This window comes from Pantoea sp. E2023-21 (genome assembly GCF_051302795.1).
GTDB lineage: Bacteria > Pseudomonadota > Gammaproteobacteria > Enterobacterales > Enterobacteriaceae > Pantoea > Pantoea ludwigii_A.
Genome location: NZ_CP195344.1, coordinates 1,982,801 through 2,008,609, shown reverse-complemented (window position 1 = coordinate 2,008,609; position 25,809 = coordinate 1,982,801). Strand labels below are relative to the sequence as shown.

The 25,809-nt window shown below is 53.8% G+C and carries 23 protein-coding genes and 6 tRNA genes; 11 read left to right on the top strand and 18 right to left on the bottom strand.

The window, feature by feature from the left end; translation table 11 throughout:
• Window positions 1–6: 6 nt before the first annotated feature.
• Both ligA and ACRQ84_RS09485 read left to right on the top strand, forming a co-directional pair.
• Window positions 7–2,025, top strand: coding sequence for an NAD-dependent DNA ligase LigA (ligA, locus tag ACRQ84_RS09490; RefSeq protein ID WP_483817841.1), 2,019 nt, complete (start codon window positions 7–9; stop codon window positions 2,023–2,025).
• Window position 2,026: 1 nt separating this feature from the next.
• Complete coding sequence (locus ACRQ84_RS09485) at window positions 2,027–2,245, top strand: DUF3820 family protein (protein WP_061717899.1); 219 nt, start codon at window positions 2,027–2,029, stop codon at window positions 2,243–2,245.
• Window positions 2,246–2,276: 31 nt separating this feature from the next.
• Here ACRQ84_RS09485 and ACRQ84_RS09480 read toward each other — a convergent pair whose 3' ends face one another.
• The gene (locus ACRQ84_RS09480; RefSeq protein ID WP_064739473.1) at window positions 2,277–3,278 is read right to left on the bottom strand and encodes a bile acid:sodium symporter family protein; all 1,002 of its coding nucleotides are present in this window, start codon (window positions 3,276–3,278) and stop codon (window positions 2,277–2,279) included.
• A 102-nt stretch (window positions 3,279–3,380) separates the two neighbouring features.
• On the opposite strand from ACRQ84_RS09480, the gene ACRQ84_RS09475 reads away from it, so the two are divergent.
• A complete protein-coding gene (locus ACRQ84_RS09475) occupies window positions 3,381–4,301 on the top strand; it encodes a LysR family transcriptional regulator (protein WP_064739472.1) in 921 nt (306 codons plus the stop codon).
• Here ACRQ84_RS09475 and ACRQ84_RS09470 read toward each other — a convergent pair.
• The 5 genes from ACRQ84_RS09470 to ACRQ84_RS09450 form a co-directional block, all read right to left on the bottom strand.
• Complete coding sequence (locus ACRQ84_RS09470; RefSeq protein WP_483817840.1) at window positions 4,298–4,630, bottom strand: FlxA-like family protein; 333 nt, start codon at window positions 4,628–4,630, stop codon at window positions 4,298–4,300. The two genes, ACRQ84_RS09475 and ACRQ84_RS09470, sit on opposite strands and share 4 nt — an antisense overlap.
• A gap of 265 nt (window positions 4,631–4,895) precedes the next feature.
• Window positions 4,896–4,971 (bottom strand) — tRNA-Lys (locus tag ACRQ84_RS09465).
• A 4-nt stretch (window positions 4,972–4,975) separates the two neighbouring features.
• Window positions 4,976–5,051: transfer RNA gene (locus ACRQ84_RS09460), tRNA-Val, on the bottom strand.
• Between the two features lie 41 nt (window positions 5,052–5,092).
• Window positions 5,093–5,168, bottom strand: a tRNA-Val gene (locus ACRQ84_RS09455).
• Window positions 5,169–5,220: 52 nt separating this feature from the next.
• Window positions 5,221–5,296: transfer RNA gene (locus tag ACRQ84_RS09450), tRNA-Val, on the bottom strand.
• 273 nt (window positions 5,297–5,569) lie between these two features.
• Here ACRQ84_RS09450 and gltX point away from each other — a divergent pair.
• Entirely contained in the window at window positions 5,570–6,991 is a 1,422-nt protein-coding gene (gene gltX / locus ACRQ84_RS09445) for a glutamate--tRNA ligase (RefSeq protein WP_064739470.1), read from the top strand.
• A gap of 35 nt (window positions 6,992–7,026) precedes the next feature.
• Here the strand turns inward: gltX and ACRQ84_RS09440 are convergent, their stop codons facing one another.
• Both ACRQ84_RS09440 and ACRQ84_RS09435 read right to left on the bottom strand, forming a co-directional pair.
• Window positions 7,027–7,380, bottom strand: coding sequence for a YfeC-like transcriptional regulator (locus tag ACRQ84_RS09440; RefSeq protein WP_064739469.1), 354 nt, complete (start codon window positions 7,378–7,380; stop codon window positions 7,027–7,029).
• A gap of 111 nt (window positions 7,381–7,491) precedes the next feature.
• Window positions 7,492–8,280, bottom strand: a complete 789-nt coding sequence (locus ACRQ84_RS09435) for a formate/nitrite transporter family protein (protein ID WP_483817839.1) — start codon at window positions 8,278–8,280, stop codon at window positions 7,492–7,494.
• Window positions 8,281–8,643: 363 nt separating this feature from the next.
• Between ACRQ84_RS09435 and ACRQ84_RS09430 the strand changes: the two genes are divergently transcribed.
• Window positions 8,644–8,719: transfer RNA gene (locus ACRQ84_RS09430), tRNA-Ala, on the top strand.
• Window positions 8,720–8,764: 45 nt separating this feature from the next.
• A tRNA-Ala gene (locus ACRQ84_RS09425) sits at window positions 8,765–8,840 on the top strand.
• A gap of 145 nt (window positions 8,841–8,985) precedes the next feature.
• Here ACRQ84_RS09425 and ACRQ84_RS09420 read toward each other — a convergent pair.
• The 4 genes from ACRQ84_RS09420 to ACRQ84_RS09405 form a co-directional block, all read right to left on the bottom strand.
• Window positions 8,986–10,602, bottom strand: a complete 1,617-nt coding sequence (locus ACRQ84_RS09420; RefSeq protein ID WP_483817838.1) for a rhodanese homology domain-containing protein — start codon at window positions 10,600–10,602, stop codon at window positions 8,986–8,988.
• On the bottom strand, window positions 10,595–11,185 hold the full coding sequence (locus ACRQ84_RS09415) for a cysteine dioxygenase family protein (RefSeq protein WP_483817837.1): 591 nt from the start codon (window positions 11,183–11,185) through the stop codon (window positions 10,595–10,597). Before ACRQ84_RS09415 ends, ACRQ84_RS09420 begins: the two co-directional genes overlap by 8 nt.
• 5 nt (window positions 11,186–11,190) lie before the next feature.
• A complete protein-coding gene (locus tag ACRQ84_RS09410; RefSeq protein WP_483817836.1) occupies window positions 11,191–12,279 on the bottom strand; it encodes an LLM class flavin-dependent oxidoreductase in 1,089 nt (362 codons plus the stop codon).
• Between the two features lie 192 nt (window positions 12,280–12,471).
• Window positions 12,472–13,662 carry a NupC/NupG family nucleoside CNT transporter gene (locus tag ACRQ84_RS09405; protein WP_064739464.1) on the bottom strand — a complete coding sequence of 397 codons (1,191 nt, stop codon included), beginning with the start codon at window positions 13,660–13,662 and terminating at the stop codon, window positions 12,472–12,474.
• A gap of 369 nt (window positions 13,663–14,031) precedes the next feature.
• On the opposite strand from ACRQ84_RS09405, the gene ACRQ84_RS09400 reads away from it, so the two are divergent.
• Window positions 14,032–15,273, top strand: a complete 1,242-nt coding sequence (locus ACRQ84_RS09400; protein WP_064739463.1) for an Nramp family divalent metal transporter — start codon at window positions 14,032–14,034, stop codon at window positions 15,271–15,273.
• Window positions 15,274–15,318: 45 nt separating this feature from the next.
• Here ACRQ84_RS09400 and ACRQ84_RS09395 read toward each other — a convergent pair whose 3' ends face one another.
• Window positions 15,319–15,675, bottom strand: a complete 357-nt coding sequence (locus tag ACRQ84_RS09395; protein WP_064739462.1) for a DUF2502 domain-containing protein — start codon at window positions 15,673–15,675, stop codon at window positions 15,319–15,321.
• A 159-nt stretch (window positions 15,676–15,834) separates the two neighbouring features.
• Window positions 15,835–16,824, bottom strand: coding sequence for an L-glyceraldehyde 3-phosphate reductase (gene mgrA, locus ACRQ84_RS09390; protein ID WP_483817835.1), 990 nt, complete (start codon window positions 16,822–16,824; stop codon window positions 15,835–15,837).
• A gap of 214 nt (window positions 16,825–17,038) precedes the next feature.
• On the opposite strand from mgrA, the gene ACRQ84_RS09385 reads away from it, so the two are divergent.
• A complete protein-coding gene (locus tag ACRQ84_RS09385; RefSeq protein WP_483817834.1) occupies window positions 17,039–18,691 on the top strand; it encodes a thiamine pyrophosphate-binding protein in 1,653 nt (550 codons plus the stop codon).
• 160 nt (window positions 18,692–18,851) lie between these two features.
• Window positions 18,852–19,817: a glucokinase gene (gene glk / locus ACRQ84_RS09380; protein ID WP_483817833.1), complete on the top strand. Its 966-nt coding sequence runs from the start codon at window positions 18,852–18,854 to the stop codon at window positions 19,815–19,817.
• 31 nt (window positions 19,818–19,848) lie between these two features.
• Here the strand turns inward: glk and ACRQ84_RS09375 are convergent, their stop codons facing one another.
• Both ACRQ84_RS09375 and ACRQ84_RS09370 read right to left on the bottom strand, forming a co-directional pair.
• The gene (locus ACRQ84_RS09375) at window positions 19,849–20,574 is read right to left on the bottom strand and encodes a LytR/AlgR family response regulator transcription factor (RefSeq protein ID WP_483817832.1); all 726 of its coding nucleotides are present in this window, start codon (window positions 20,572–20,574) and stop codon (window positions 19,849–19,851) included.
• The gene (locus tag ACRQ84_RS09370; protein ID WP_483817909.1) at window positions 20,571–22,262 is read right to left on the bottom strand and encodes a LytS/YhcK type 5TM receptor domain-containing protein; all 1,692 of its coding nucleotides are present in this window, start codon (window positions 22,260–22,262) and stop codon (window positions 20,571–20,573) included. Before ACRQ84_RS09370 ends, ACRQ84_RS09375 begins: the two co-directional genes overlap by 4 nt.
• A gap of 316 nt (window positions 22,263–22,578) precedes the next feature.
• Between ACRQ84_RS09370 and ACRQ84_RS09365 the strand changes: the two genes are divergently transcribed.
• Together ACRQ84_RS09365 and alaC are read left to right on the top strand one after the other, a co-directional pair.
• Window positions 22,579–23,103 (top strand): GNAT family N-acetyltransferase, encoded by a 525-nt coding sequence (locus ACRQ84_RS09365; RefSeq protein ID WP_483817831.1) that lies wholly within the window; start codon window positions 22,579–22,581, stop codon window positions 23,101–23,103.
• A gap of 118 nt (window positions 23,104–23,221) precedes the next feature.
• The gene (alaC, locus tag ACRQ84_RS09360) at window positions 23,222–24,460 is read left to right on the top strand and encodes an alanine transaminase (RefSeq protein WP_064739455.1); all 1,239 of its coding nucleotides are present in this window, start codon (window positions 23,222–23,224) and stop codon (window positions 24,458–24,460) included.
• 41 nt (window positions 24,461–24,501) lie between these two features.
• Here alaC and ypdK read toward each other — a convergent pair whose 3' ends face one another.
• Window positions 24,502–24,573, bottom strand: a complete 72-nt coding sequence (gene ypdK, locus ACRQ84_RS09355) for a membrane protein YpdK (RefSeq protein ID WP_099686956.1) — start codon at window positions 24,571–24,573, stop codon at window positions 24,502–24,504.
• Window positions 24,574–24,775: 202 nt separating this feature from the next.
• Window positions 24,776–25,804 (bottom strand): HlyD family secretion protein, encoded by a 1,029-nt coding sequence (locus ACRQ84_RS09350; RefSeq protein ID WP_064739454.1) that lies wholly within the window; start codon window positions 25,802–25,804, stop codon window positions 24,776–24,778.
• Window positions 25,805–25,809 lie beyond the last annotated feature (5 nt).

Here is a 25,809-nt window from a genome sequence, read left to right as displayed (position 1 = left end):
GAGACTATGAAATCGGTTCAGGAGCAGATCACCGCGCTGCGCACCACGTTACGTCACCACGAATATCTCTACCACGTGATGGATGCGCCGGAGATTCCGGATGCAGAGTATGACCGATTGATGGTTCAGCTGCGCGAGCTGGAGAGTGTTCATCCTGATTTGATTACGCCTGACTCACCGACACAGCGCGTGGGCGCGAAACCGCTGGCGGCTTTTGAACAAGTGCGCCATGAAGTGCCGATGTTGTCGCTGGATAACACTTTTGACGAAGCAGGCTTCCTTGCCTTTAACAAACGCGTGCAGGATCGCCTTAAAAGCACTGACGAATTGACTTATTGCTGTGAGCTGAAGCTGGATGGCTTAGCGGTGAGTTTGCTGTATGAAGATGGCTTACTGGTGCGGGCGGCGACGCGCGGAGATGGCACCACCGGCGAGAACATCACGGCGAACGTGCGCACCATTCACGCCATTCCGCTGCGTCTGCATGGTGATAACATTCCCGCCCGCGTTGAAGTGCGTGGCGAAGTGTTTATCACCGAAAGCGGTTTTGAAAAGCTAAATGAAGAAGCACGTCGTACCGGCGCGAAAGTTTTTGCTAACCCACGTAATGCGGCGGCGGGCTCACTGCGTCAGCTTGATCCGCGCATCACGGCCAAACGTCCGCTAACCTTCTTCTGCTACGGTTTTGGCCTATTGGAAGGCGGTGAAATGCCCACCAGTCATTGGCAACGTCTGCAGCAGTTTAAGGCGTGGGGACTGCCGGTCACCGATCGTATTCGTCTGGCACATAGTGCTGAAGAAGTGCTGGCGTTTTATCGTCAGGTTGAACAGGAGCGTCCATCGCTCGGTTTTGATATCGATGGCGTAGTTATCAAGGTCGACTCACAGGCGCTGCAGGAGCAGCTCGGCTTCGTCGCTCGCGCGCCGCGCTGGGCAGTCGCATTTAAATTCCCGGCACAGGAACAAATGACCTTCGTGCGCGATGTCGAATTCCAGGTGGGCCGCACCGGAGCAATTACGCCAGTGGCACGCCTCGAACCGGTACAGGTTGCAGGCGTCGTGGTGAGTAACGCCACGTTGCATAACGCCGATGAAATCGCCCGACTGGGTTTGCGCATTGGTGACAAAGTGGTGATTCGCCGCGCCGGTGACGTGATTCCTCAAGTGGTAAATGTGGTGGAATCGGAACGTCCAGCAGAGACGCGTGAAATCGTCTTCCCCAGCCAATGTCCGGTCTGCGGTTCAGACGTTGAGCGTGTAGAGGGCGAAGTGGTCACGCGTTGCACCGGCGGCCTGATTTGTGGCGCGCAACGCAAGGAAGCGCTCAAACATTTCGTTTCGCGTCGTGCGATGGATGTCGATGGCATGGGCGACAAAATTATCGATCAGTTGGTAGAGAAAGAGTATGTCTTAACGCCTGCCGATCTGTTCCGCCTTACTGCCGGTAAGCTGACCGGGCTGGATCGCATGGGGCCGAAATCGGCACAGAACGTGGTCGATGCGCTGGAAAAGGCCAAATCCACAACCCTGGCGCGTTTCCTCTATGCGCTGGGTATTCGTGAAGTAGGGGAAGCCACTGCCGCCAACCTTGCTAATCACTTTGGTGAGCTGGAAAAAGTGATGAATGCCGATCTTGATGCGCTGATTGCAGTGCAGGATGTGGGCAAAGTGGTGGCGACCCACGTGCGTAACTTTATGGATGAAGACAGCAATCGCGCCGTTATCCGCGAACTGGTTGAAGAGATCGGTGTGCACTGGCCGCAGGTTGCAGTGGTTAATGTTGATGAGATTGATAGTCCATTTGCGGGCAAAACCGTGGTACTGACTGGCTCTCTGTCGCAGATGAACCGCGATGATGCCAAAGAGCGTCTGGTGGCGCTGGGTGCGAAAGTGAGCGGTAGCGTGTCGAAGAAAACCGATTTGCTGATTGCGGGTGAAGCGGCCGGTTCCAAGTTGGCGAAAGCGCAGGAGCTGGGCATTCCGGTGATCGATGAAGCGGAAATGATTCGCCTGCTCGGAGCTTAATGTGGATAAACAGCAGCTGGTTGAAATCGCCAATACTGTGATGCCCTTCGGTAAATACAAGGGCAGAGTGCTCATTGACGTGCCGGAAGAGTATTTGCTCTGGTTCGCGCGCAAAGATGAATTTCCGGCCGGTAAGTTAGGCGAACTGATGCAGTTGACGCTGACGATTAAGATTGAAGGGTTGGAAGGTTTAATCAAACCGCTTAAGCGTAATGAATAACAAAACGGCCCGCATTTGCGGGCCGTTTTACTTAGGATTTCTGCACTTCAACTTGCTGCTGTGCTAGCCGTTTTTCATTTCCGGCTTTATAGCGCTGGGCAATGAATGAACACACCATCAATTGTACCTGATGGAAGATCATCAGCGGCAGCACGATAATCCCCACGGAACTGGCCGGGAACAGAATGTTGGCCATCGGCACACCGTTCGCCAGGCTCTTTTTCGAACCACAGAACAGCACCACAATTTCGTCTGCACGGCTAAAGCCAAACAGGCGCGATGCCGCCAGGTTAATCGCCAATGCGATAAACAGTACCAGCACGCTACCGACCAGAATCCACAACAACGTGTCCACGCCCACGCGATGCCAGATGCCATTCACTACCGCTTCACTGAAGGCGGAGTAAACCACCAGCAGAATCGAAGTTTGGTCGGTTTTACCAATCAGGCTGCGATGCTTCTCGACCCACGCACCAATCCAGCGACGCGACAAATGACCCAAAACAAACGGCACCAGCAGCTGCAGCATAATTTTGCCAATTTGCTCCAGGCCGTTGCCCGGCATTTGGCTGTGAACATTCATCACCAGATTCACCAGCAGGGGCGATACAAATACGCCGAGCAGGCTGGATGCCGAAGCTGCACATACCGCGGCGGCGACGTTACCGCCCGCCATTGAGGTGAAGGCGATAGAGGACTGCACGGTCGCTGGCAGAATACACAGATAGATAAAGCCTGTGTAAATCTCCGGGCTGACGTTAACCGGATGCCACCAGACGATCAGCAAACCAATGATCGGGAAGATGACAAAGGTGCTGCACATAATCCACAAGTGCAAACGCCAGTGGCTGCTCCCGGCGATGATCTTCTCGCGCGACAGTTTAGCGCCGTGCATAAAGAACAGCAGGGCGATGGCGGCGGTGGTCAGATATTCAAAGATGTCGACAAACACGCCTTTGGCAGGAATGAAGCTGGCCAGCAGCACGGTGATGATGAGTTTAATCATCATCGGATCAAGACGTAAAAATCCCATTGTTAAAATCCGGTTAAATTTAAAAAAATGATGGTGCTGATTGTGCGCTCGCGGGGTTTAGAAATAAAATTGATTTATTGCATCAATCTATGAGAGATATCGATGAATTACACCTTACGTCAATTGCGAACCTTTGTGGCAGTGGCGCATCACGGCAGCTTCAGCTTGGCTGGGCAAGCGATTGGTTTGAGTCAGTCGGCGGTCAGCCACAGCATCAAAGAGCTGGAAGCGGAAATGGGCGTGCGCTTGCTGGATCGCACCACGCGTGAAGTAATGTTAACGGAAGCAGGACAGCAGCTGGCCACACGGCTTAATCGTCTGCTGGACGATCTCAACACCACGGTATTGGATGTGCGCAGTTATGGTGAACAGCGCAGCGGCACAGTACGCGTCGCTGCCAGCCAAACGCCTTCCGCGCATCTGATGCCGCAGTGTCTGGCCAGCAGCCAGCAGCGCTATCCGGATATCCGTGTCATCCTGCATGACAGAGTGCAGCAGTGGGTGCTGCAAAGCGTACGCAATGCGGAAGTGGATTTTGGCATTGTGATTGGCCCACTCAATGATACTGATTTCGATAGCGAAGAGATTCTGCAGGAGCCTTTTTTACTGCTATGTCATGAAGATGACGCGTTGGCGCAAATTGAACAAGCGCAATGGTCGATGCTGGCCGGACGCAATATGGTGCTGCAGGATTACGCTTCCGGTAGTCGCGTATTAGTCGATGCCGCGCTGCAACAACTGGCGTTGAGTGTGAATGTGGTGCAGGAAATCGGGCATCCCGCCACGCTTTATCCGATGGTGGAAGCGGGGATTGGTATCAGTATCTTGCCAGCGCTGGCGTTGCCGTTGCCATCAGGGCGTAAACTCACGGTGCGACGTCTTTACCCGGAAATTAATCGCAGCCTGATGCTGATAAAACGTAAGAACCGCTCGCTGACACCGGCCGCAGAAGCGATCTGGCAGGAAGTGCGTCAGCAGGCTGCCCTGCTAACGCAACAACGCATGCTGAAGCCGGCGTTTTAAACGTACACGTTGATCTGATTGGAATCGGTGGGGCGGTTAATTCCGTCGGCTTTGGCCGCCGCAGGTTGCTGTGCTTCCTGTTTCTGCTGCGCTTTCTCGGCTTGCTGTTGCTCAATCTGCGCGATTTGCGCTTCAATCATTTGAATTTGTGATTGCAGCATCTGCTCCTGTTCAGATTTTTGTTCATCGGTGAGCGTATCGTCGCTGGAAAGATCTTTCAGCTGTTTGGTGATGGTTTGAATCTGTTTATTAAGACTGGCGATTTCTGAGGTAGAACCGCCACCGCTACTTGCGGTGCTGATACTACTTACGCTTGAGATAGTCGACATGGTTTTCTCCTTGCAATAGACCATTATCGTTATCGGCCAAAGGGTAAGGAGGCTTGAGGGTAGGGAGTGTTAAGCTTGCGAAAAGGTTTGGTTGGGATTTGGTGAGCGACGAAGAGTAATTTTTGCATTGGTGGGTCGTGCAGGATATGCCTCGGCCCATCCCGGGCCTCGCCCTTCGGGTGATGCGTAAGCAGGTTCTCACCCTGCACGTGAACCTTCTGAGCACAGAAACGAAAAAAGCGCCAATAGGCGCTTTTCTCTGAATTGGTGGGTCGTGCAGGATTCGAACCTGCGACCAATTGATTAAAAGTCAACTGCTCTACCAACTGAGCTAACGACCCGAAGTGGTGGGTGATGACGGGCTCGAACCGCCGACCCCCTCCTTGTAAGGGAGATGCTCTACCAACTGAGCTAATCACCCACTTCGGTACTGCTTAACAAGAGCGTCATCTGACTAAGATATGGTGGGTGATGACGGGCTCGAACCGCCGACCCCCTCCTTGTAAGGGAGATGCTCTACCAACTGAGCTAATCACCCATATCTTATCTCTTGTTCACTGCGGGCCAACTCTACAATCTTCATTTAAGAGTGGTGGGTGATGACGGGCTCGAACCGCCGACCCCCTCCTTGTAAGGGAGATGCTCTACCAACTGAGCTAATCACCCCCGCTGTGTGGAGTCGCATTATAGGGATCCTTCAAAGTGAGTCAACGGTTTTTAAAACTTAAATGTGCGTTCGCTTTAAAAATAATCATCGTGAAGCGCTTTTAGCCAATGTGCTGGTTTTATTAGCAGAAAAGCGCACAGCAAACCGGGATGCCGCCGCGACAATCATTGAGGAATCAGCCTCACCTGCTAGAATGTGCGCACTGTTTTTTCGCGTTAACCCGTTTTTTTGTCATCCAGACAATGAAACCTGCGCATTTAAGGCAATGCTGAATGAAAATCAAAACTCGCTTCGCACCCAGCCCAACCGGCTATCTGCACGTAGGCGGTGCTCGTACTGCTCTTTACTCCTGGCTTTATGCTCGTCATAACAAGGGCGAATTTGTTCTGCGTATCGAAGATACCGATCTGGAGCGTTCCACACCGGAAGCCATCGAAGCCATTATGGATGGTATGAACTGGCTGAGCCTTAACTGGGATGAAGGTCCGTATTATCAGACTAAGCGTTTTGATCGCTACAACGCGGTGATTGACGACATGCTGGTCGCGGGCACGGCCTATAAATGCTACTGCAGTAAAGAACGGCTTGATGCACTGCGTGAAGAGCAGATGGAGAAAGGCGAAAAGCCGCGTTACGACGGCCGCTGCCGTGACAGCCATGAGCATCACGCCGCTGATGAGCCTTGCGTGGTGCGTTTCCGCAATCCGCAGGACGGCTCTGTCATCTTTGATGATCAGATTCGTGGTCCGATTGAATTCAGTAACCAGGAACTGGATGACCTGATCATTCGTCGTACCGATGGTTCGCCAACCTACAACTTCTGCGTTGTAGTAGATGACTGGGATATGGGCATCACCCACGTGATTCGTGGTGAAGACCATATCAATAACACACCACGCCAGATCAACATCCTTAAAGCGATCGGTGCGGAAGTACCAACCTACGCACACGTATCCATGATCCTGGGTGATGACAGTAAGAAGTTATCTAAGCGTCATGGCGCTGTGGGTGTCATGCAGTATCGCGATGACGGTTACCTGCCGGAAGCGCTGCTCAACTATTTGGTGCGCCTCGGCTGGTCACACGGCGATCAGGAAATCTTCAGCGTGGCGGAAATGGCAGAGCTGTTTACGCTTGATGCAGTGAGCAAATCAGCCAGTGCTTTCAATACTGAAAAACTGCAGTGGCTGAATCATCACTACATTAATACGCTGCCGCCGGAATACGTAGCGACGCAGTTGCAATGGCACATTGAGCAGCAGAAGATTGATACCCGCACCGGCCCGGAACTGGCTAAGCTGGTCACGTTACTGGGCGAGCGCTGCAAAACCTTGGTAGAGATTGCGGCATCTTGCCGTTACTTCTATGAAGAGTTTGAAGCCTTTGATGCGGATGCGGCGAAGAAGCATCTGCGTCCGGTAGCGCGTCAGCCGCTGGAGTTGGTGCGCGATAAGCTGGCTGCGATTAGCGACAGTGAGTGGAATGCAGAAAATGTGCATCACGCCATTCAGTCTGCCGCAGATGAGCTGGAGCTGGGCATGGGCAAAGTCGGGATGCCGCTGCGTGTGGCCGTGACCGGTTCAGGTCAGTCTCCCGCATTGGACGTGACGGTGGAAGCGATTGGCCGCAGCCGTAGCGTAGCGCGTATTGAGAAAGCGCTGGCATTCATCGCTGAACGTGAAGCAAACGCATAATATTAAAAAGCCGGAAGCATCTGCTTCCGGCTCTCTTATTCTTCCTGAATTCCCAGTCTCTCCAGTACGCCTCGAATTCCCTCCCGCAATAATAACGCCGCCAATTGCTCTTGCTCCGCCGTTGTCATTTGCTGGACAGAATTTATTAATAACGCAGGTAACGTATTTTGCTGTGCACCGTAATTAGCTGTCGGTTCGTTCGCATGTCGAGTGGATTGAACAAAGCTCTTAACGCGCTCATCAATATGTATCAATCGTGCTTTACCGCCCTGAACACCGGGCTTCGGCGTGGTTGTCCAGTTTTCCCGCTTGATCCATTTATTCACCGTTTGCCGACTGTAGCCCGTCTCCAGCGCGAGCTCCTCCGGGGTAAGCCATTCCTTTTTCACGATGCTGTCCCTGTTAAATACATTAGTTCTACATATTACAACAAAACGTAACGGGGAAAAGTAACCTGGGTAGAAAATGCCATCTGCTTTCCAGCAAATGGCATAATTTAGTTATTTAGCTTCGCTTATTTCGGATTGTTCTGAACCAAAAGCAATAAAATAAGTGAGACCAACAAAAATTGCACCGCCAACACCATTACCAAGGAATACCGCAATCACGTTTGGCGCAAATTCCGCCCAGCTCATCTGGCCGGCAAAAATTGCTGCAGGGACAATAAACATGTTGGCGACAACGTGCTGGAAGCCAATCGCGACAAACGCCATCACCGGGAACCACATACCGAAGATTTTACCCACCACATCTTTACTGGCGAAGGCCAGCCACACCGCCAGGCACACCAGCCAGTTGCAACCCACACCGGAAATAAAGGCGTGCAGGAAGTCGGCATTGACTTTCGCGTGCGCAATCGCCACGGTTTTCTTTAAGAAATCGCCTTCGGTCATGCCTAGCATATGACCAAAAAACCATGCTACCGCAACGCTGCCCATAAAATTGGCGACGGTAACCCAAAACCAGTTACGCAGCACGCTAAAGCCACTGATGCGGTGTGCAAACCAGGCAATTGGCATTGTCATCATATTGCCGGTCAGCAGTTCACCGCCCGCTAACACCGTCAAAATTAAACCAACCGGGAAGACGGCAGCACCCAGTAGCACGCCGAATGAACCCCATTCAGCAGGTAGTTGGTTAATAACATGCAGATCGAGCAGGAAGCCTGTGGCGATAAATGCACCCGCCATAAAGCCGAGGATTAACAGGGTGGAAATAGGAAGGCGGCTTTTAGCCACGCCAGCTTGAATCGCCAGTTGAGCGATCTCTTTAGGTGTATGCAGCGACATAGTTCACTTTTCTTTTATTGATTAATGGGGACGTTGCTGGCCGGTCATTGAGAGAACACCCTGGTAGGATGACCGGTTAATTAGCGCGCTAAGTTTTACACGCACCATTAACGAAAACAAGGCTGTTAATAACATCTTTAACCTTGAGTTAACGCTCGGTTGAGGTGGAGTTTGAGCAGTCAACGCGGGATGGCGCATATCAAGAGTCGTCATTCGCAATGTGGTGTGGATAAAAAAGCCATACTGATGCGGGGTTGACGCCTTTTTCAGCGATCAAACACAGAACGAGAATTTGACGTTGACACTCAAGAGGCGGTTTCATATTATCCCGTCCGTCGAGTTTACTCGGCAGTTTTTCGGTTCGGGGGTATAGCTCAGCTGGGAGAGCGCTTGCATGGCATGCAAGAGGTCAGCGGTTCGATCCCGCTTATCTCCACCAAACAAACCCTTCCCAAGGTTTGACCGAAAAATGATTTCCAGATGTGGGGGTATAGCTCAGCTGGGAGAGCGCTTGCATGGCATGCAAGAGGTCAGCGGTTCGATCCCGCTTATCTCCACCAAATCTCTGTTCGTTCTGAACGCATTTTAAAATCACCACAAAGAACCTGTAGCGGTGCAATTCATTGCGCAGTTTTGCTATTTCAAATTCCAAATGTGCAATAAATTACGCCGCTACCAATAATGTAAACAGCGCATTTTTATTTATCAGACGGTTGCTAGCTGCGGCTGTAACTGCAGCACTCGAAAACTGTGCGTGCCATCGCGATCCAGCTGCGCCACCAAACCGTACTCCCAGTCCAGATAAGCTTGCATTACGCCGGGTTCGATATCGGTGCCTTCATACGGGCGGCGATAACGATCGATGGCCGGTGACAGCAGTTGCTGCTCTCCTTGCTCCGTAGGTAAACCCGCGCCGCGCCATGCCGCGTTCCCCCCTTCCAGCACAAACACCGGCTTGCCCGTCAGCTCAGCCACGTGTTCCACCGCATAACCGGCCAGCAGGCTGCTGCCGCAGGTTAATACATAGCGACGTGCCTCCGGCAACAGCGCTTTGCCTTGCTGCAGAAGGGTAGATCGCAGCAACCAGGCCGCGCCCGGAATATGGCTGTTGAGATGATTCGCGTGGGTGGTGAAATCCAGCACCTGCGTATGGCCATCCTGCAGCCATTCCGCCAGCTGTTGCGGCGATACAAACGCCGGGGCTGTAATCTGCGGCACTTGCGCCTTCCAGTTACCGGTTTCACTGAAATCGCTAGCCTGCAACTCTTCCAGCACTGAAACCTGCCAGCCAAGCTGTGCCAGCCAGGAGGCGGTCATATTGGCGCGCACGCCATCATTATCAATCAGCACGATGCGCGCACCACGCACGCTGGCGTAATGATCGGTTTCCTGCACCAACTGACCTCCGGGGACGTGACGACTGCCCGGCAGATGTCCGGCGGCGTACTCTTCTGCATCACGCACATCAAACAGATAAGTGGTGCGCGACTCCTGCTGCCAGCGTTTAAGCGTGGCGAGTGGGATGCGTTCTACGCCTGCACGATCGGCGATGTTGCGCGCATGATTTGCCGCCTGACGCTGAGCCGTTTCGCTGGTCTCGCCGTAACGGCGCGACTGGCCTTTATCCAGTGCATATCCGGCTAGCGTCCAGCCGATGGTGCCATTACGCAGCGCGAATACCGGATTGCGAATTCCAGCATTCACCAGTGATTGGGTACCAATGATGCTGCGCGTGCGTCCGGCACAGTTCACAATCACCGTGGTCTCCGGTGAGGGGGCGATATCACGCACGCGCAGCACCAGTTCACCGCCCGGTACGCTGGTCGCGCCTGGAATGCTCATGGTTTGATACTCGTCGAAACGGCGTGCATCAAGCACTACCACGTTAGCATCGCTGTGAATCAGCTGATGGACTTCATCCGCTGACAACGACGGTGTGTGAGTGTGATGCTCAACCAGCTCGCCAAACGCTTTGCTGGGTGAGTTGACGTCAATAAACAGTTCGCCGCCCGCCGCTTGCCAGCCCGCTAAATCATCTGCCAGCAGCGCGACATTGGTGTAACCCAAGGCGGCAATACGCTCGGCAGCGGTTTGTACCAGACCTTCACCGTTGTCATACAGCGTAATGGCGGTGGTGCGCTGCGGAATGCGATCCAACAGCTCAAGTTCCAGTTTCGATAGCGGAATATTCACCGCAAACAGCGGATGTGCAGTAGCAAACAGCGCTTCATCGCGCACATCTACAATTGCCACTTCCTGCCGCTGACGCAGGGCATGAATAATGTCCGCCGCCTGGCGTAAAGGGAAAACCGGTTTAGTCATGTGAAAGGTCCCAAATGTTCGGTAAGTAACGGTTGCTGTAACCCGAAATAAACACGTTTTCGCTGCCATCTTCGCGGTAGACCGCGCGTTTTACCGCGCCAATGTTGGCGCCATAAACGTGAATGCTGATGGAGATGCGGTCGTCATAGGCATTGCTGACGCGATGAATGTCGCCCACCGTCGGCGAAACCGCTTCGACGCTGCCAGGATCGAGCCGTACAGGTGCGCCTTCAGGCTGCAGTCCGTTTGGGCCCGCCTGCCACGATTGCGAAATTTCCGCACCGCGCAGCATGCCGATCAATCCCCATACGCGATGGTCATGGATCGGCGTATGCTGGCCAGGTCCCCACACAAAGCTCACCACGGAGAAACGCTGCTGTGCATCGGCGTGCAGCAGATATTGTTGATAATGTTCCGGATGGGGCTGGGTGAAGGCGTCGTCCAGCCAGTCGTCGTGACGAATTAACTCGCCAAGCCATTCGCTGCCTTGCCGTAGAACCGTGGCTTCCTGCGGCTGCGTATCCAGCAGGTTGGCAAGATTGGCGACAAAATCGCGCAGGCGATGGTGCTGGTAATGGCTCATGAGATTCAGGCGCTCCTTTTATCGGCGGCTGAGATCGCATCCACTTTCTCGCGCGTCAGTGGAATCAGCTCGCGGCCATATTCCACCGCATCATTAAGTGGGTCGAAGCCGCGAATCAGCACGCTGTGAATGCCAAGGCGATAATATTCCAGCAGTGCATCGGACACTTGCTCCGGTGTTCCCACCAGCGCTGTGGAGTTGTAGCCGCCCTGAACCAGTTTTGCTACGCCGGTCCACAACACTTTATCCAGACGATCGCCTTCATTGGCGGCGGCAAGTAAACGCTGTGCACCGACGCTTTGCGGCTTAGCCTTACCAAAAGCAAAGCCGCTTTCGTTAAGCTGTTTCTCGGCTGTGGCGCGAATGTGTTCAGCGCGTTCCCATGCTTCTTTTTCCGTTTTGCCCAGAATCGGCCGGAACGAGATGTTGAAGTTGATTTCGCGACCCTGCTGAGCGGCGGCGGCACGCACATTGCGTACCGTCTCTTCCGCGCCTTTCAGCGGCTCGCCCCATAAAGCAAACACATCGGCATGACGGGCCGCGACATCAATCGCTTCCTGCGACGATCCACCAAAGTAGATCGGCAGTTTTTTCTGTAACGGTTTGATGGCTGAGAATGCCTGTTCGGCCTGATAAAACCGGCCTTGATGATCGTACGGTTGTGAAGATTCCAGGCTCTGCTTCAAAACGGTGAGGAACTCATCGCTACGTGCATAGCGCTCGGCTTTATTGAGGAAATCACCGTCGCGGCGTTGCTCGACATCGCTGCCGCCGCTGATGATATGCACCGCTAAACGGCCGTCGGTTAAGTGATCAAGCGAAGCCAGTTTGCGCGCCGCCAGTGTCGGTGAGACAAAGCCTGGGCGATGTGCCAGCAAGAACTTCAGCGTTGAGGTGTGCGCCGCAGCGTGGGCCGTAACCAGAAAGCCATCCGGTTGATCCGACCAATAGCCCACCAGAATGCGATCAAAACCGGCTTCTTGGTGCGCGCGTGCGAACCGGGCAATGTAATCTTTATCGAACAGCGGGCCGCTGGCCGGAATGATTTCTGAGGCGAGGCGGTGGCCGATCATGCCAAGGAATTGAATGCTCATGCGGTTCTCCTGAAGTGATGTCATGGAGAAAAACTACGGGCGCAGGTGGTGTGAACGGAAATTCAATATTGTGCAAAGGTTTTGCGTTTAACGGTGAAGCGGGTGATAGCGGGGGAGAAGCAGAATCGATGCGGGATAGAACCGATGGGAATAATTAAGAAGAGAAGGGCGAGCCGCAGCTCGCCCTCTTTATCAGAAGGCCAACACCAGACCAGCGATAGCAGCTGACAGCACGCTCACCAGCGTTGAACCGTACAGCAGTTTCAGGCCGAAGCGCGAAACCACGTTACCTTGCTCTTCATGCAGACCTTTAATCGCACCCGCCACAATCCCGATAGAGGAGAAGTTAGCAAAGGAGACGAGGAACACAGAGAGAATACCTTCTGAGTGTGGCGACAGCTGACCGGCGATTTTCTGCAGATCCATCATCGCCACGAATTCGTTGGAAACCAGTTTAGTTGCCATAATGCTGCCCACTTGCAGCGCTTCGTGCGCTGGTACGCCCATCACCCAGGCAAATGGATAGAACACATAACCCAGCACGCCCTGGAAGCTGATGCCGAAAATCAGATCGAACAGTGCGTTCAAACCTGAAATCAGCGCGATGAAACCAATCAGCATCGCGGCAACGATAATGGCAACTTTGAAACCGGCGAGAATGTATTCGCCCAGCATTTCGAAGAAGCTTTGGCCTTTATGCAGATCCTGCAGTTGCAGATCTTCTTCGCTATCGACGCGATAGGGGTTGATCAGCGACAGCACAATAAAGGTGCTGAACATATTCAGTACTAGCGCGGCAACCACATATTTTGGCTGCAGCATGGTCATGTAGGCGCCGACAATCGACATAGAAACAGTCGACATAGCGGTCGCAGCCATGGTGTACATGCGGCGCTGTGACATCTTGCCGAGGATATCCTTATAGGCGATAAAGTTTTCTGACTGTCCCAAAATCAGAGAACTCACGGCGTTAAAGGATTCCAGTTTGCCCATACCGTTCACTTTTGACAGCACGGTACCAATGCCGCGAATCACCCATGGCAAGATGCGGAAGTGCTGCAAAATACCGATCAGTGCGGAGATGAAGACAATCGGGCAAAGAACATTGAGGAAGAAGAAGGCGAGGCCTTTTTCACTCATATTGCCGAACACGAAGTTGGTCCCTTCGGCAGCATATTTGAGCAGATGATCAAACAAACCGGCAAAGCCCTGTACGAAGCCGAGGCCAGCGGTTGAGTTCAGGAAGAACCAGGCCAGCAGAACTTCGATCACCAGAAGTTGAACGATATAGCGAAGACGGATGCTTTTACGATCGTTGCTGACCAGCAAGGCCAGCACCGCTACCACCACTAGTGCTAAAAGAAAATGCAAAACATGGGACATGTCGGCTCCAAATTTGAGGAGGGTTGTATTTTGTTGCGTATTCTATGTAACGCGTTACTTAAAAACGAGATCAAAACCACATTATAAGTATTCGCTATCGTGATTTTTCTCAGATAACTCTGACCGATCACAACCTTATTACAAAGCATTCACAAGAAAAAACCACAAAAACATTGTCTATAAAATGACCCAAGAGTAGAGTCATTTGCGTTGCACTTATTTTTGGCAGGAACTGGCTTTACCGGAATGTATAGCAATGGCTATACTTCATAGCACCATCTATTAATACGATAACTATAACCAAATTTCATCTGCCTTGAATGCCCCTTAAGCTGAGCGGGTCAACAAGCGTTAAGACAGGGTAAAACTATGCTAGAAAGTCGCACCGCCGAGCGCGCCGCTCGCGGAGCCAGAAAGATCAAACTCGCGCTGCTCGGGCCCGCCTTTATTGCGGCGATTGGCTATATCGATCCCGGCAACTTCGCGACCAACATTCAGGCCGGCGCCGCCTACGGCTACAAGCTGTTGTGGGTAGTGGTGTGGGCCAACATCATGGCGATGCTGATTCAGCTGATGTCCGCCAAGCTGGGTATTGCGACCGGCAAAAATCTTGCGGAACACATCCGCGATCGCTTCCCGCGGCCGGCGGTGTGGTTTTATTGGGTGCAGGCGGAAATCATCGCCATGGCCACCGATCTCGCTGAATTTATTGGCGCAGCGCTTGGCTTTAAACTGCTGCTCGGCATCTCGCTGTTGCAGGGCGCGGTGCTAACCGGCATCGCGACCTACCTGATTTTGATGCTGCAAAGTCGCGGACAGAAGCCGCTGGAGCTGGTGATTGGCGGACTGCTGCTGTTCGTGGCGGCGGCTTATATTGTTGAGCTGTTTTTCTCCCAGCCGAAAGTGAGTGAGCTGGTGGTCGGCATGGCGCTGCCATCGCTGCCGACGTCGGATGCGGTATTCCTTGCCGCTGGCGTGTTAGGCGCCACTATCATGCCGCACGTCATTTATCTGCACTCCGCACTGACACAGCACGGTAATAAAGGCAGCAAGGCGCAACGTTACTCTTCAACCAAGCTGGATGTGGCGATCGCCATGACCATCGCCGGGTTTGTTAATCTGGCGATGATGGCCACGGCAGCTGCGGCGTTTCACTTCAGCGGCCATTCCAAAATTGTCGATCTCGATCAGGCGTATTTAACGCTGCAACCGCTGCTGGGCCAGGCCGCTGCGATTGTGTTTGGTTTGAGTCTGGTGGCTGCCGGTCTCTCTTCTACTGTGGTCGGTACGCTGGCGGGACAAGTGGTGATGCAGGGCTTTATCCGCTTCCATATTCCGCTGTGGTTCCGTCGCACCATCACCATGTTGCCGTCCTTTATTGTGATCTGGGCCGGCTGGGATCCGACGCGGATTCTGGTGATGAGTCAGGTGTTGCTGAGTTTTGGTATCGCACTGGCGCTGATTCCGCTGTTGTCATTTACCGGCAACCGGGAATTGATGGGGGATGAGATGGTGAACTCGCGCCTGATGCAAAACGCGGGTCGGCTGATTGTGGTGCTGGTGATCGGCCTTAATCTCTACTTGCTGGTGGGTGAAGCGCTGGGCTGGTAACGGCGTTATCAAACAAAAAGCCCGCCAGTGAGCGGGCTTTTTTGTTTAGTGATGATGGTGATCGCGATGACCACGACGATCATCATGACGATGGTCGTGCCGATGATGTTCACGACGTTCGCGTTCATGCCAGCGACGTTCGCGCTCACGTTCATAGGCACGATGACGTTTCCACTCTTCATGGCGCCACCAACGGTTGTCGTTGTACTGATAACGATCGTTCCACCAGCGTGGCTCGCGCCAGCGTCCGCCGTCCCAGTAATTACCGCGACGATCGCGATCGCCGAGATGCAGCGTAACGCCCGGACCCAAATTGATGGTGGCACTGTCGGCTTGTGCTGTGCTGATAGCCAACGGGGATAAAGTCGCCAGCAAGGCGGCGAACAAAATTGCACGTTTCATAACTTCTCCTTTTCAGTAGCTTATAGCTGCCACCGTGGCGCTAGTGTGCCACATCGGACCAGGTAAGCCTTGAGAATCAGTCTTAAAACGCTGAGGGAAATCTGAATTGAGAATTTTCTGCTGCGGAAAACGCCCGACAAATGCCGGGCGGGTAAACGCTTACATCAAGATAGCGTGGATAGCGTCGATCTCGTCCTGGCCCAGCACCGGCTGGCTCAACATCTCAACCGCATCATCAATCTGCGCAGTTTTACTGGCACCAATCAGCACCGAGGTGACACGCGCATCGCGCAGCACCCAGCTCAGCGCCATCTGCGCCAGCTTCTGGCCGCGCTGTTGAGCGATCGCCTGCAACTGACGTACTTTTTCCATCTTCTCTTGGGTCAACTGGGCTTCATTCAGGAACTTACTGCCGCTGGCGATGCGGGAATCCTCTGGAATGCCCTGCAAGTAACGATCGGTTAACACGCCACCCGCCAGCGGCGAGAAGGCGATGCAACCGACGCCATTGTCGCCCAGCACATCCAGCAAACCCTGCTCTGGCGTACGTTCAAACATCGAATAACGCGGCTGATGGATCAGGCATGGCGTGCCGAGGTCGCGCAGAATCGCAATCGCTTCGGCGGCTTTGTCTGTCGGGTAGTTTGAGATGGCGGCATACAGCGCCTTACCCTGACGCACCACCTGATCCAGCGCGCGCATGGTCTCTTCCAGCGGCGTTTCGGGATCGGGACGATGATGATAGAAGATATCGACGTATTCCAGGCCCATCCGCTTTAGACTTTGATCGAGACTGGAAATCAGGTACTTACGTGAACCCCAATCGCCGTACGGGCCGTCCCACATGGTGTAGCCGGCTTTAGTCGAAATCACTAACTCATCGCGCAATCCATGGAAATCTTCACGCAGAATGCGACCAAAATTAGATTCTGCCGATCCCGGTGGCGGACCGTAATTATTCGCGAGATCGAAGTGAGTAATGCCGCGATCAAAGGCGTGGCGCAGCAGTTCACGGCTGTTATCGACGCGTGTACTGTCGCCAAAGTTATGCCACAAACCCAGCGAAATCGCCGGTAACTTTAGACCGCTACGGCCACTGCGACGATATTGCATCTGTTGATAACGTTCGGGATGGGGAAAAGCAGTCATGCAGCGTTCCTGTCTCAAGAGGGGAGAAAGTGACATCAGCTTAGCAGTGTATGCGTTTACACTAAGGCGAAACGGGCCGAAGATCGCAACTTACAGAATTATCTGTCGTCGTAACGTATGCTTGCCACGTTTCACCACGCCACAATGGTGAAAATCTCGCCAATTCAGCCACATCGCTAATACTCCTGATCATCCCCTTAACAAGGAGCTACCGATGAAAACCCTTAGCGTTGGCGATTATTTACTGCACCGATTAAATCAAGCCGGCATTCGTCATTTGTTTGGCGTGCCGGGTGATTACAACCTGCAATTCCTCGACAGCGTGATTGCGCATCCCGACATTGCATGGGTGGGGTGTGCCAATGAATTGAATGCGGCCTATGCGGCAGATGGTTATGGCCGCTGCAACGGCGCGGCGGCACTGCTGACCACGTTTGGCGTCGGCGAGCTCAGTGCTATCAACGGCATCGCTGGCAGCTATGCCGAATATGTGCCGGTGATTCACATTGTCGGCGCGCCCGCCAGTCAGGCGCAGCAGCAGGGTGATTGCGTACACCATTCGCTAGGCGACGGCGATTTTGGTCACTTTCTGCGTATGGCGCAGGAAGTGAGTGTGGCATCGGCAGTATTGACGGCGGAAAACGCGGTGACCGAGATCGACCGCGTTATCAGCGAGGCGCTGAAACAACATCGCCCAGGCTACTTGCTGCTGGCGGTGGATGTGGCGGCGGCTGAGGTTGTCATGCCTGCCGAAGCTGTCTCAGTGCCAGATCATCATCATCAGGTCGCTGCGGCTTTTGCCGATGCGGCTGAACGTCTGCTTGCACCGGCGCAGCGCGTGGCGCTATTGGCGGATTTTCTTGCCTCACGCTGGCAATTGCAGCCACAGCTTGCGGCGCTGCGTCAGCTGCGCGCGATTCCTGCCGCCACCTTATTAATGGGGAAAGGCGTTCTGAACGAGCAGCAGCCGGGTTACGTCGGCACTTACGCGGCGGAGGGCAGTAGCGACGCGGTGCGCCAGGCGATTGAAGATACTGACGTTACCTTGTGCGTTGGCGTGCGATTTACCGATACCTTAACCGCAGGCTTCACACAGCATCTGCCTGCCGAACGCGTCATCGACCTGCAGCCGTTTCAGGCCACGGTGGCGGGCGAGGTGTTTGCTCCGCTGAACCTGCAACAGGCGCTGGAGGTGCTGATGCCGATTTATCAGCGTCACTGCGCACACTGGCGGCTAGCAGAGGAAGCTGAGTGCGAAAAAAGTGAGCAAACTGCTGCGGCGGTAATCAGTCAGCAGGCATTTTGGCAGGCGATGCAGCGCTTCCTGCGGCCGGGTGATATTATCCTTGCCGATCAAGGCACTGCGGCCTTTGGTGCGGCCGCGCTGCGTTTACCGCAGGACGCACAATTGCTGGTGCAACCGTTGTGGGGATCAATTGGCTATACTTTACCCGCCACCTTTGGTGCGCAGACCGCGCAGCCCGATCGTCGGGTCATCCTGATCATTGGCGATGGCTCTGCGCAGCTGACGATTCAGGAGTTGGGTTCAATGCTACGCGACGGCCAGCAGCCGATCATCTTTCTGATTAATAATGATGGCTACACCGTTGAGCGCGCGATTCACGGTGCTGAGCAACGTTACAACGATATTGCGCAGTGGAACTGGACCGCGTTGCCGCAGGCGATGAGCCAGCAGTGCGCGGCGCAGAGCTGGCGCATCAGCGAAACCGTGCAACTGGCGGCGGTAATGGAGCAATTAATGCTGAATCGGCGTTTGTCGCTGGTGGAAGTGGTAATGGACAAACAGGACTTGCCGCCGTTGCTGCGTAAGGTCACCGCCGCACTGCATCAGCGTAATCGTGGCTAAATTTCGGAAAGTTGCCGCTGTGCAGTGATGCAGTCGATCGGTAGGCTGTGCAGCATCTTTGAATGGATTACGCCCATCAAGCAGGTGGGCGTTGTTGTTTTATTGGCAGGCTTTTATAGTGTCCTGCAATTGTTTATGGCCCAAGCGGAGCAGCAGAAGAATGACAATATACGCCCTGGTCGGCGATGTGGGCGGTACCAATGCCCGTCTCGCATTGTGTGAGGTAGAAAACGGTGCTATCTCGCAAGCCCAAACCTTCTCAACATCAGACTACGACAATCTCGAAGCGGTGATTCGTCATTATCTCGACGAGCAAAAGCAGGACATCAAACACGCCTGTATCGCTATCGCCTGTCCCATCACTGGTGACTGGGTGGAAATGACCAACCACGATTGGGCCTTTTCGACTAAAGCGATGAAAGAGCATCTGGCTTTTGAAAGCCTTGAAATCATCAATGATTTCACCGCGGTTTCAATGGCCATTCCGATGCTGAGCGAAAATGAAGTGATTCAGTTTGGCGGTAAAACAGCGGTTGAAGGTAAACCTATTGCAATTTATGGTGCCGGCACTGGCCTTGGCGTGAGCCACTTAGTTCATGTCGATAAGCGCTGGATTAGCTTGCCGGGCGAGGGCGGTCACGTTGACTTCGCGCCAAACAGCGAAGAAGAGGGTGAGATTCTCGAGGTGCTGCGTGCTGAGATCGGCCACGTTTCGGCTGAACGCGTGTTATCCGGTGCGGGGTTGGTGAATCTTTATCGTGCCATCGTCAAGTCTGATGAGCGTGAGCCAGAAAACCTGAAGCCAAAGGATGTCTCTGAGCGTGCGCTGAAAGACACGTGTATTGATTGCCGTCGCGCACTGTCACTCTTCTGCGTCATCATGGGCCGTTTCGGTGGCAACCTGGCGCTGAATCTTGGCACCTTTGGCGGCGTTTATATCGCTGGCGGCATCGTGCCACGCTTCCTCGACTTCTTCAAAGCGTCCGGTTTCCGCGCAGCGTTTGAAGATAAAGGCCGCTTCCGCGATTATCTGGTCGATATTCCGGTCTATATGATCACCCACGATCAGCCGGGCTTGCTGGGCGCTGGTGCGCATCTGCGTCAGGTGCTGGGCCGCGAAATTTAAGTCTGTTGGCGAGCGGCGTCCGCCGTTCGCCTTATAACCTCATCAACAGCCGAAAGGCTTTCACCTTGCTGCGACTCACCGGCACCTGCACATCTAAATCGCGCAATTTCACCAGATAGGTATTGTTGAACCAGGGTTCTATTTCACGAATCTTGCTCAGGTTAACGCAATATGAACGATGGCAGCGGAAGAACAGCTGCTCTGGCAAACGACTGCAAAACTCACTGATCACCATCGACATGACATAGGCTTCACGCCGCGTATAGACAAACGTCAATTTCTCATGCGCTTCAACATAATAGATCTCGTTGATATCGGTGACGATAATGCGCTCATCTTTCACTAAATTGACGGTCAGCGGTGAACCCGCGGAAGCATTATGCGGTTGCGACTGCTGCTGGGCGCTGGCTTCCAGTTTCTGCAGCATCGTCATAATGCGCGATTCATGATACGGCTTAAGAATGTAGTCAAACGCATCCAGCTCAAACGCCTCAACCGCATGCTCTTTCCACGCGGTGATAAACACAATTAACGGCTTATGGGCAAACTGATTGATATTCTGTGCCAGCAGCATGCCATCCAGGGACGGAATGTTAATGTCGAGGAAAATGACATCAACACGATGGTTTTGCAGATATTTCAGCACCTCCAGCCCATCATCAAAGCAGGCCTCAACGCTGATTTGGCTATGTTGCTGGATCATCCAGCTTAACTCTTGCTGGGCGAGAAACTCGTCTTCAACGATGATGGCTTTCACGTAGCGGTTTCCGTGGTGTGGCGCAGCGGCACAGACAGTTGCTGACCATTCTTGCTTAGAGTAAAGGCGATTTCGGTGCCGGGATGATAACGGGTGATAATCAGGCCCTGGCCGGAGAGCAATTTCACCCGATGATGCACATTCAACAGACCAATTTTGTTGCCGGGCATCTCATTACGTGCCACGCGGCTTATCACATCGTCGCTGATGCCGTCGCCGGTATCACGCACCGCCACGCGCACGCGATCGCCTAAATCTTTTACGCTCAGCGTCACCACGCCTTTGCCGCGACAGGGCTGAATACCGTGCACAATGGCATTCTCCACCAGCGGCTGAATGAGCAGGCTGGGCAGCGTGAAGTGCAGATCTTCATCCACGTCGTAAATCATCGAGAGCTTGTCGCCGAAACGCGCCTGCTCAATCGCGATGTAATCTTTCACCTGCCATAACTCTTTCTTGATGTCGATAAGCTCATCATCGTTGAGTTCGAGGTTATAGCGCAGGTAACGCGACAGATTGATCACCAACTGGCGCGCGGTGTCTGGATTAAGGCGAATCGAGGAGGAGATAGCATTGAGGGCGTTAAACAGGAAATGCGGGTTAATTTTGCTTTGCAGCGCGCGCAACTCAGCCTTGTTCGCCATCTCACGTAACTGCTCAGCTCGCGAGACTTCCAGCTGCGTTGAGATAATTTGCGACAGACCAATTGCCATCTCTTTTAACGAACCGGTGATGCGATGTGCGCGACGATAATAGATTTTTAGCGTGCCGGTCACTTCCCCTTTTTCCCAAAGGGGAATAACCAACATGGAGTGAATATCTTTGGTGCGATGCGCCTCATCATTGTTCTTAATGATGATCTTGCCGCTGGCGATTGACTGCGCGGTCGTCGGGCTGATGGCATCATCGCCGTTGTGATAGTTTTGCTCGCCGTAACCGACGTAGGCGAGGATTTGCTTGTTGTTAGTGATGGCGACCGCGTCGGCGTGAATGTCGGTGCGGATGATGTCACACACTTTATGCAGCGACTGGCTATCAACCTGGCGAAATAGCGGCAACGTTTTGTTAGCGATTTCCAGCGCCAGCTTGGCCTGACGCGCCGCAATCGCCTCTTTTTCGCCCTCGACGCTTTGCACCAGCAGCACGATCAAACCGATACTTGAGGCGCCCAAAATCATGGGAAGCGCAATCTCGGAAACAATCGCCAACCCAAGCCCCATCGGCTTGGCCCACAGCACAATCAGCAGCATGGTCAGGCTTTCGCACAACATACCGCCGAGAATACCGGCGCGCCAGCGTTGCTCTTTGCTCACCCTGCGATTAATCATGCCCGAAGCGATGCCGGCGATGATACTGGTGATTAAGCAGGGCACGGCCGTGACGCCATCCATATCAATCAGATAGCGGTGCAAACCGGCAATCACACCGGTGGCGATGCCGACCCACGGACCAAAAAGAATACCGCCGGACATCACTGCAATCACACGCACATTGAGCAGCGAACCGTCGACGTTAATGCCTGACCAGGTACTGAACAGAGCAAATAGCGAGAAAATCGCCGTCACCACCACCTTTTCGCGTACCGAATGCTCATCTTTTTGCAGCAGTTGACGAAAAACCCGCGTGCGAGTGAGGAAGAACAGGCAAATCAGCATCAGCGCCGCGCGGTCAAATACCGCCAGCAGCATGTCGAAGTGGGAAGGCAAGGGCATCTCTCAGGCAAGGAAAGGGAGGACATGATAAAAAATGTGATCGCGATCCGCCAGCGCTACTGCGATCTACAGGCCTTTCTCGTAGCCGGGATCAATTTAATCGGTTCGGTCGCCATGAATGGCGCCCCTACATGCCCCAGTCCGTAGGGTCGCCATTCATGGCGACCAGGCAACCTCGGCAAAAAGAGGAAAGCTTGAGTGCTAAAAAGAGGATTAGCCAAACCGTGCGCCAATCGCTGGTTGTCGCTAACCCGGTTTGCTATGTTGCCGTTTAAAAAATCGGAGCTCAGCCATGCAATTACTCACCCCGCGTTTGTCCCTCAGTCGGCTTCAACCTGAAGACTGGCAGATTTTCAAAGCGGTGCATCAGGACGCCGTAACCATGACGTGGGTCAGTGAAATCCCGGATGAAAACGATATCCGCCAACGCTTTACCGAGCGTCTGGCACCGTGGCAGGCGAGCAGCTTCCATATGCTGTGTCTGGTGGCGCGCATTCGGGAAACCGGCGAACCGATTGGCCTGTTTGGCTGCAGCGCCGAATGGCATCCGTATCGGCAGGCCGAAGTGGGTTACATGCTGCGCGCGGCGTTTACCGGCTTGGGTTATGGCAGTGAAGCGCTCGAGGCGCTCTGCACGTTTTTGCTGCAGGCAGAATTTCACAAGCTGAAAGCGATGGTGATCGAGGGAAATTGGCCATCGCGCCGCATTCTGGAGAAAAATGGTTTCGCCCTTGAGGGCACACTACGGGATAATTATCTGCTAAAGGGCCAATGGGTAAGCGATTGGGTGTTTGGCCGCCTGAATCCAAATAATTAAAATTATTTTATTCCGCTCTCGACAATCTTGTTATCAGCGCGTTATGTTCTTGATGCGGTCACCACAGTGACCCACGTCGCTCGGACGGTCCGGGCGCTTACGTAAACCAGAGGACATCATGGCTGATAACAGCACACCCCGTCGTTTCTCGCGTATTGAACGCCTTCCCCCGTATGTTTTTAACATTACCGCTGAATTGAAGATGGCTGCGCGTCGACGCGGCGAAGACATCATCGATTTTTCGATGGGAAATCCGGATGGCCCCACACCGCCGCATATCGTTGAAAAACTCTGCCAGGTGGCGCAGCGCGAAGACACACACGGTTATTCAACTTCGAAAGGCATTCCCCGTTTGCGTCGCGCGATTTCGCGCTGGTACGCAGACCGTTATCAGGTAGAAATCGATCCCGAATCGGAAGCGATTGTCACCATCGGCTCCAAAGAGGGGTTGGCCCACTTAATGCTGGCCACGCTCGATCACGGCGACACCGTGCTGGTGCCCAATCCCAGCTATCCGATTCACATCTACGGCGCGGTGATTGCTGGTGCGCAGGTGCGTTCTGTACCGCTGGTGGCGGGCGTTGATTTTTTCAACGAGTTAGAGCGAGCGATTCGCGAAAGCTATCCAAAACCGAAAATGATGATTCTCGGCTTCCCGTCGAACCCGACGGCGCAATGCGTTGAGCTCGATTTCTTCGAACGCGTCATCGCGCTGGCCAAGCAGTACAATGTGCTGGTGATCCACGATCTCGCCTACGCCGACATCACGTACGATGGCTGGAAAGCACCGTCGATTATGCAGGTGCCGGGCGCGCGCGATGTGGCGGTGGAATTCTTTACCCTGTCGAAAAGCTACAACATGGCGGGCTGGCGCATCGGCTTTATGGTCGGTAACAAAGAGCTGGTGTCCGCGCTGGCGCGTATCAAGAGTTATCACGATTACGGCACGTTTACACCGTTGCAGGTGGCGGCGATTGCTGCGCTGGAAGGTGATCAACAGTGCGTGCGCGATATCGCTGAGCAGTACAAACGTCGCCGTGATGTGCTGGTGAAAGGCTTGCATGAGGCGGGATGGATGGTTGATCTGCCGAAGGCGTCAATGTACGTCTGGGCGAAAATCCCCGATCACTACGCGCATCTTGGCTCGCTGGAGTTCGCCAAATTACTGATGCAGGAAGCCAAAGTGTGTGTATCGCCGGGCATTGGTTTTGGTGATTACGGGGATACCCATGTGCGTTTCGCGCTGATTGAAAACAGCGATCGTATTCGTCAGGCGGTACGCGGGATCAAAGCGATGTTCCGTGCCGATGGCATTTTGCCGGGAACAGTGAAAGCGCTGGAAGAAGAAGAGGAATAACCATTAAGTGGGGCGACTGACTGTCGCCCCGCCTGGCGGATCTACAGCATCAGTACAAAGGTACCGACCCAAAGCAACAGGAAGAAAGAAATTCCCATCAACGCGTATCTCACAAAACAACTCCTCTGAGCGGTTACCCGGCGGGCGATCCCAAACCCGCGTAACCCGAACAGAATAAGAGAAAGGTGGAGTTCATCACCGCTACACGCTTTCTTCTCAGGTCGCTCCAGGCAAGCCCAGAACAGGATCGAGCGCTAATTTACGCGGATTTGTCCCAAAAATAAATAGGTCGCTTCTGGGATATTGCTCACATTTTCAGCGGGTCTCAATTTCCGGTATTGCTGACATGCCCACGCGCAGTTTAGCCAGATCTGGCTGGTTGGTATCCAGCACAATTTTCACCGGTAAACGCTGTACCACTTTGGTGTAATTGCCGGTGGCGTTGTCAGGTGAAATGGCGGAAAAGGTCGCCCCAGTCGCTGGGGCAATGCTGTCTACGTGACCGCTAAACACCTTGCCCGGCAAAGCATCAACTCTCACGCTCACTTTCTGCCCTTGTTGCACATCCGCCAACTGCGTTTCCAGATAATTAGCGGTGATATAAGTTTGCTGCAGCGGCACCACCGCCAGCAAACGCGTCCCCGCGCTGACGTAGGCGCCGAGGCGCACGGAACGCTGACCAACCATGCCATCCACCGGTGCCACGATGCGCGTATAGGAAAGATTAAGCTGCGCCTGATCGACGCTGGCCTGCGCGGCAGCGACATCGGCGGCGGCCTGACGCACCGCAGCTTGCAGCACGCCCACTTGCTTGACGGCGGAAGCCAGTGCCGCTTCGCTCTGACGTACGGTGGCAGAAGCCGAACGCTGCGTCGAGTTGGCTTTTTGCTGATCGTCCGCCGCGATGGTGCCACTTTTATACAGCTGGTTGTAACGCGCGGCGCTCTGTCCGGCGTACTGCGCAGAAGCCTGGCTCGCTGCTAACGTGGCTTTCGCCTGATCGATAGTAGATTGCTGCTGTTCCAGCTGCGCCTGGCTGCTCAGGCGTTTCGCCTCGCTAACCTGCAGATTGGCCTGCGCGGTTTCAAGCGCCACACGGTAATCACGATCGTCGAGCGTGGCCAGCAATTCACCGGCCTTTACGCGCTGGTTATCCTGCACGTTGACGCTGGCGATGTAGCCGGAAACTTTCGGCGCGACCAAGGTGTAATCAGCATTCACATACGCATCAGTGGTGCGATGATCGTTGCTGGTCATTGATGACCAGACAAAAAAGGCCATCGCTAATAACACCAGTAATAAGGCGCTCAACAGCACCGTTCTTTTCAGAGCAAAAGCTTGCATATCAA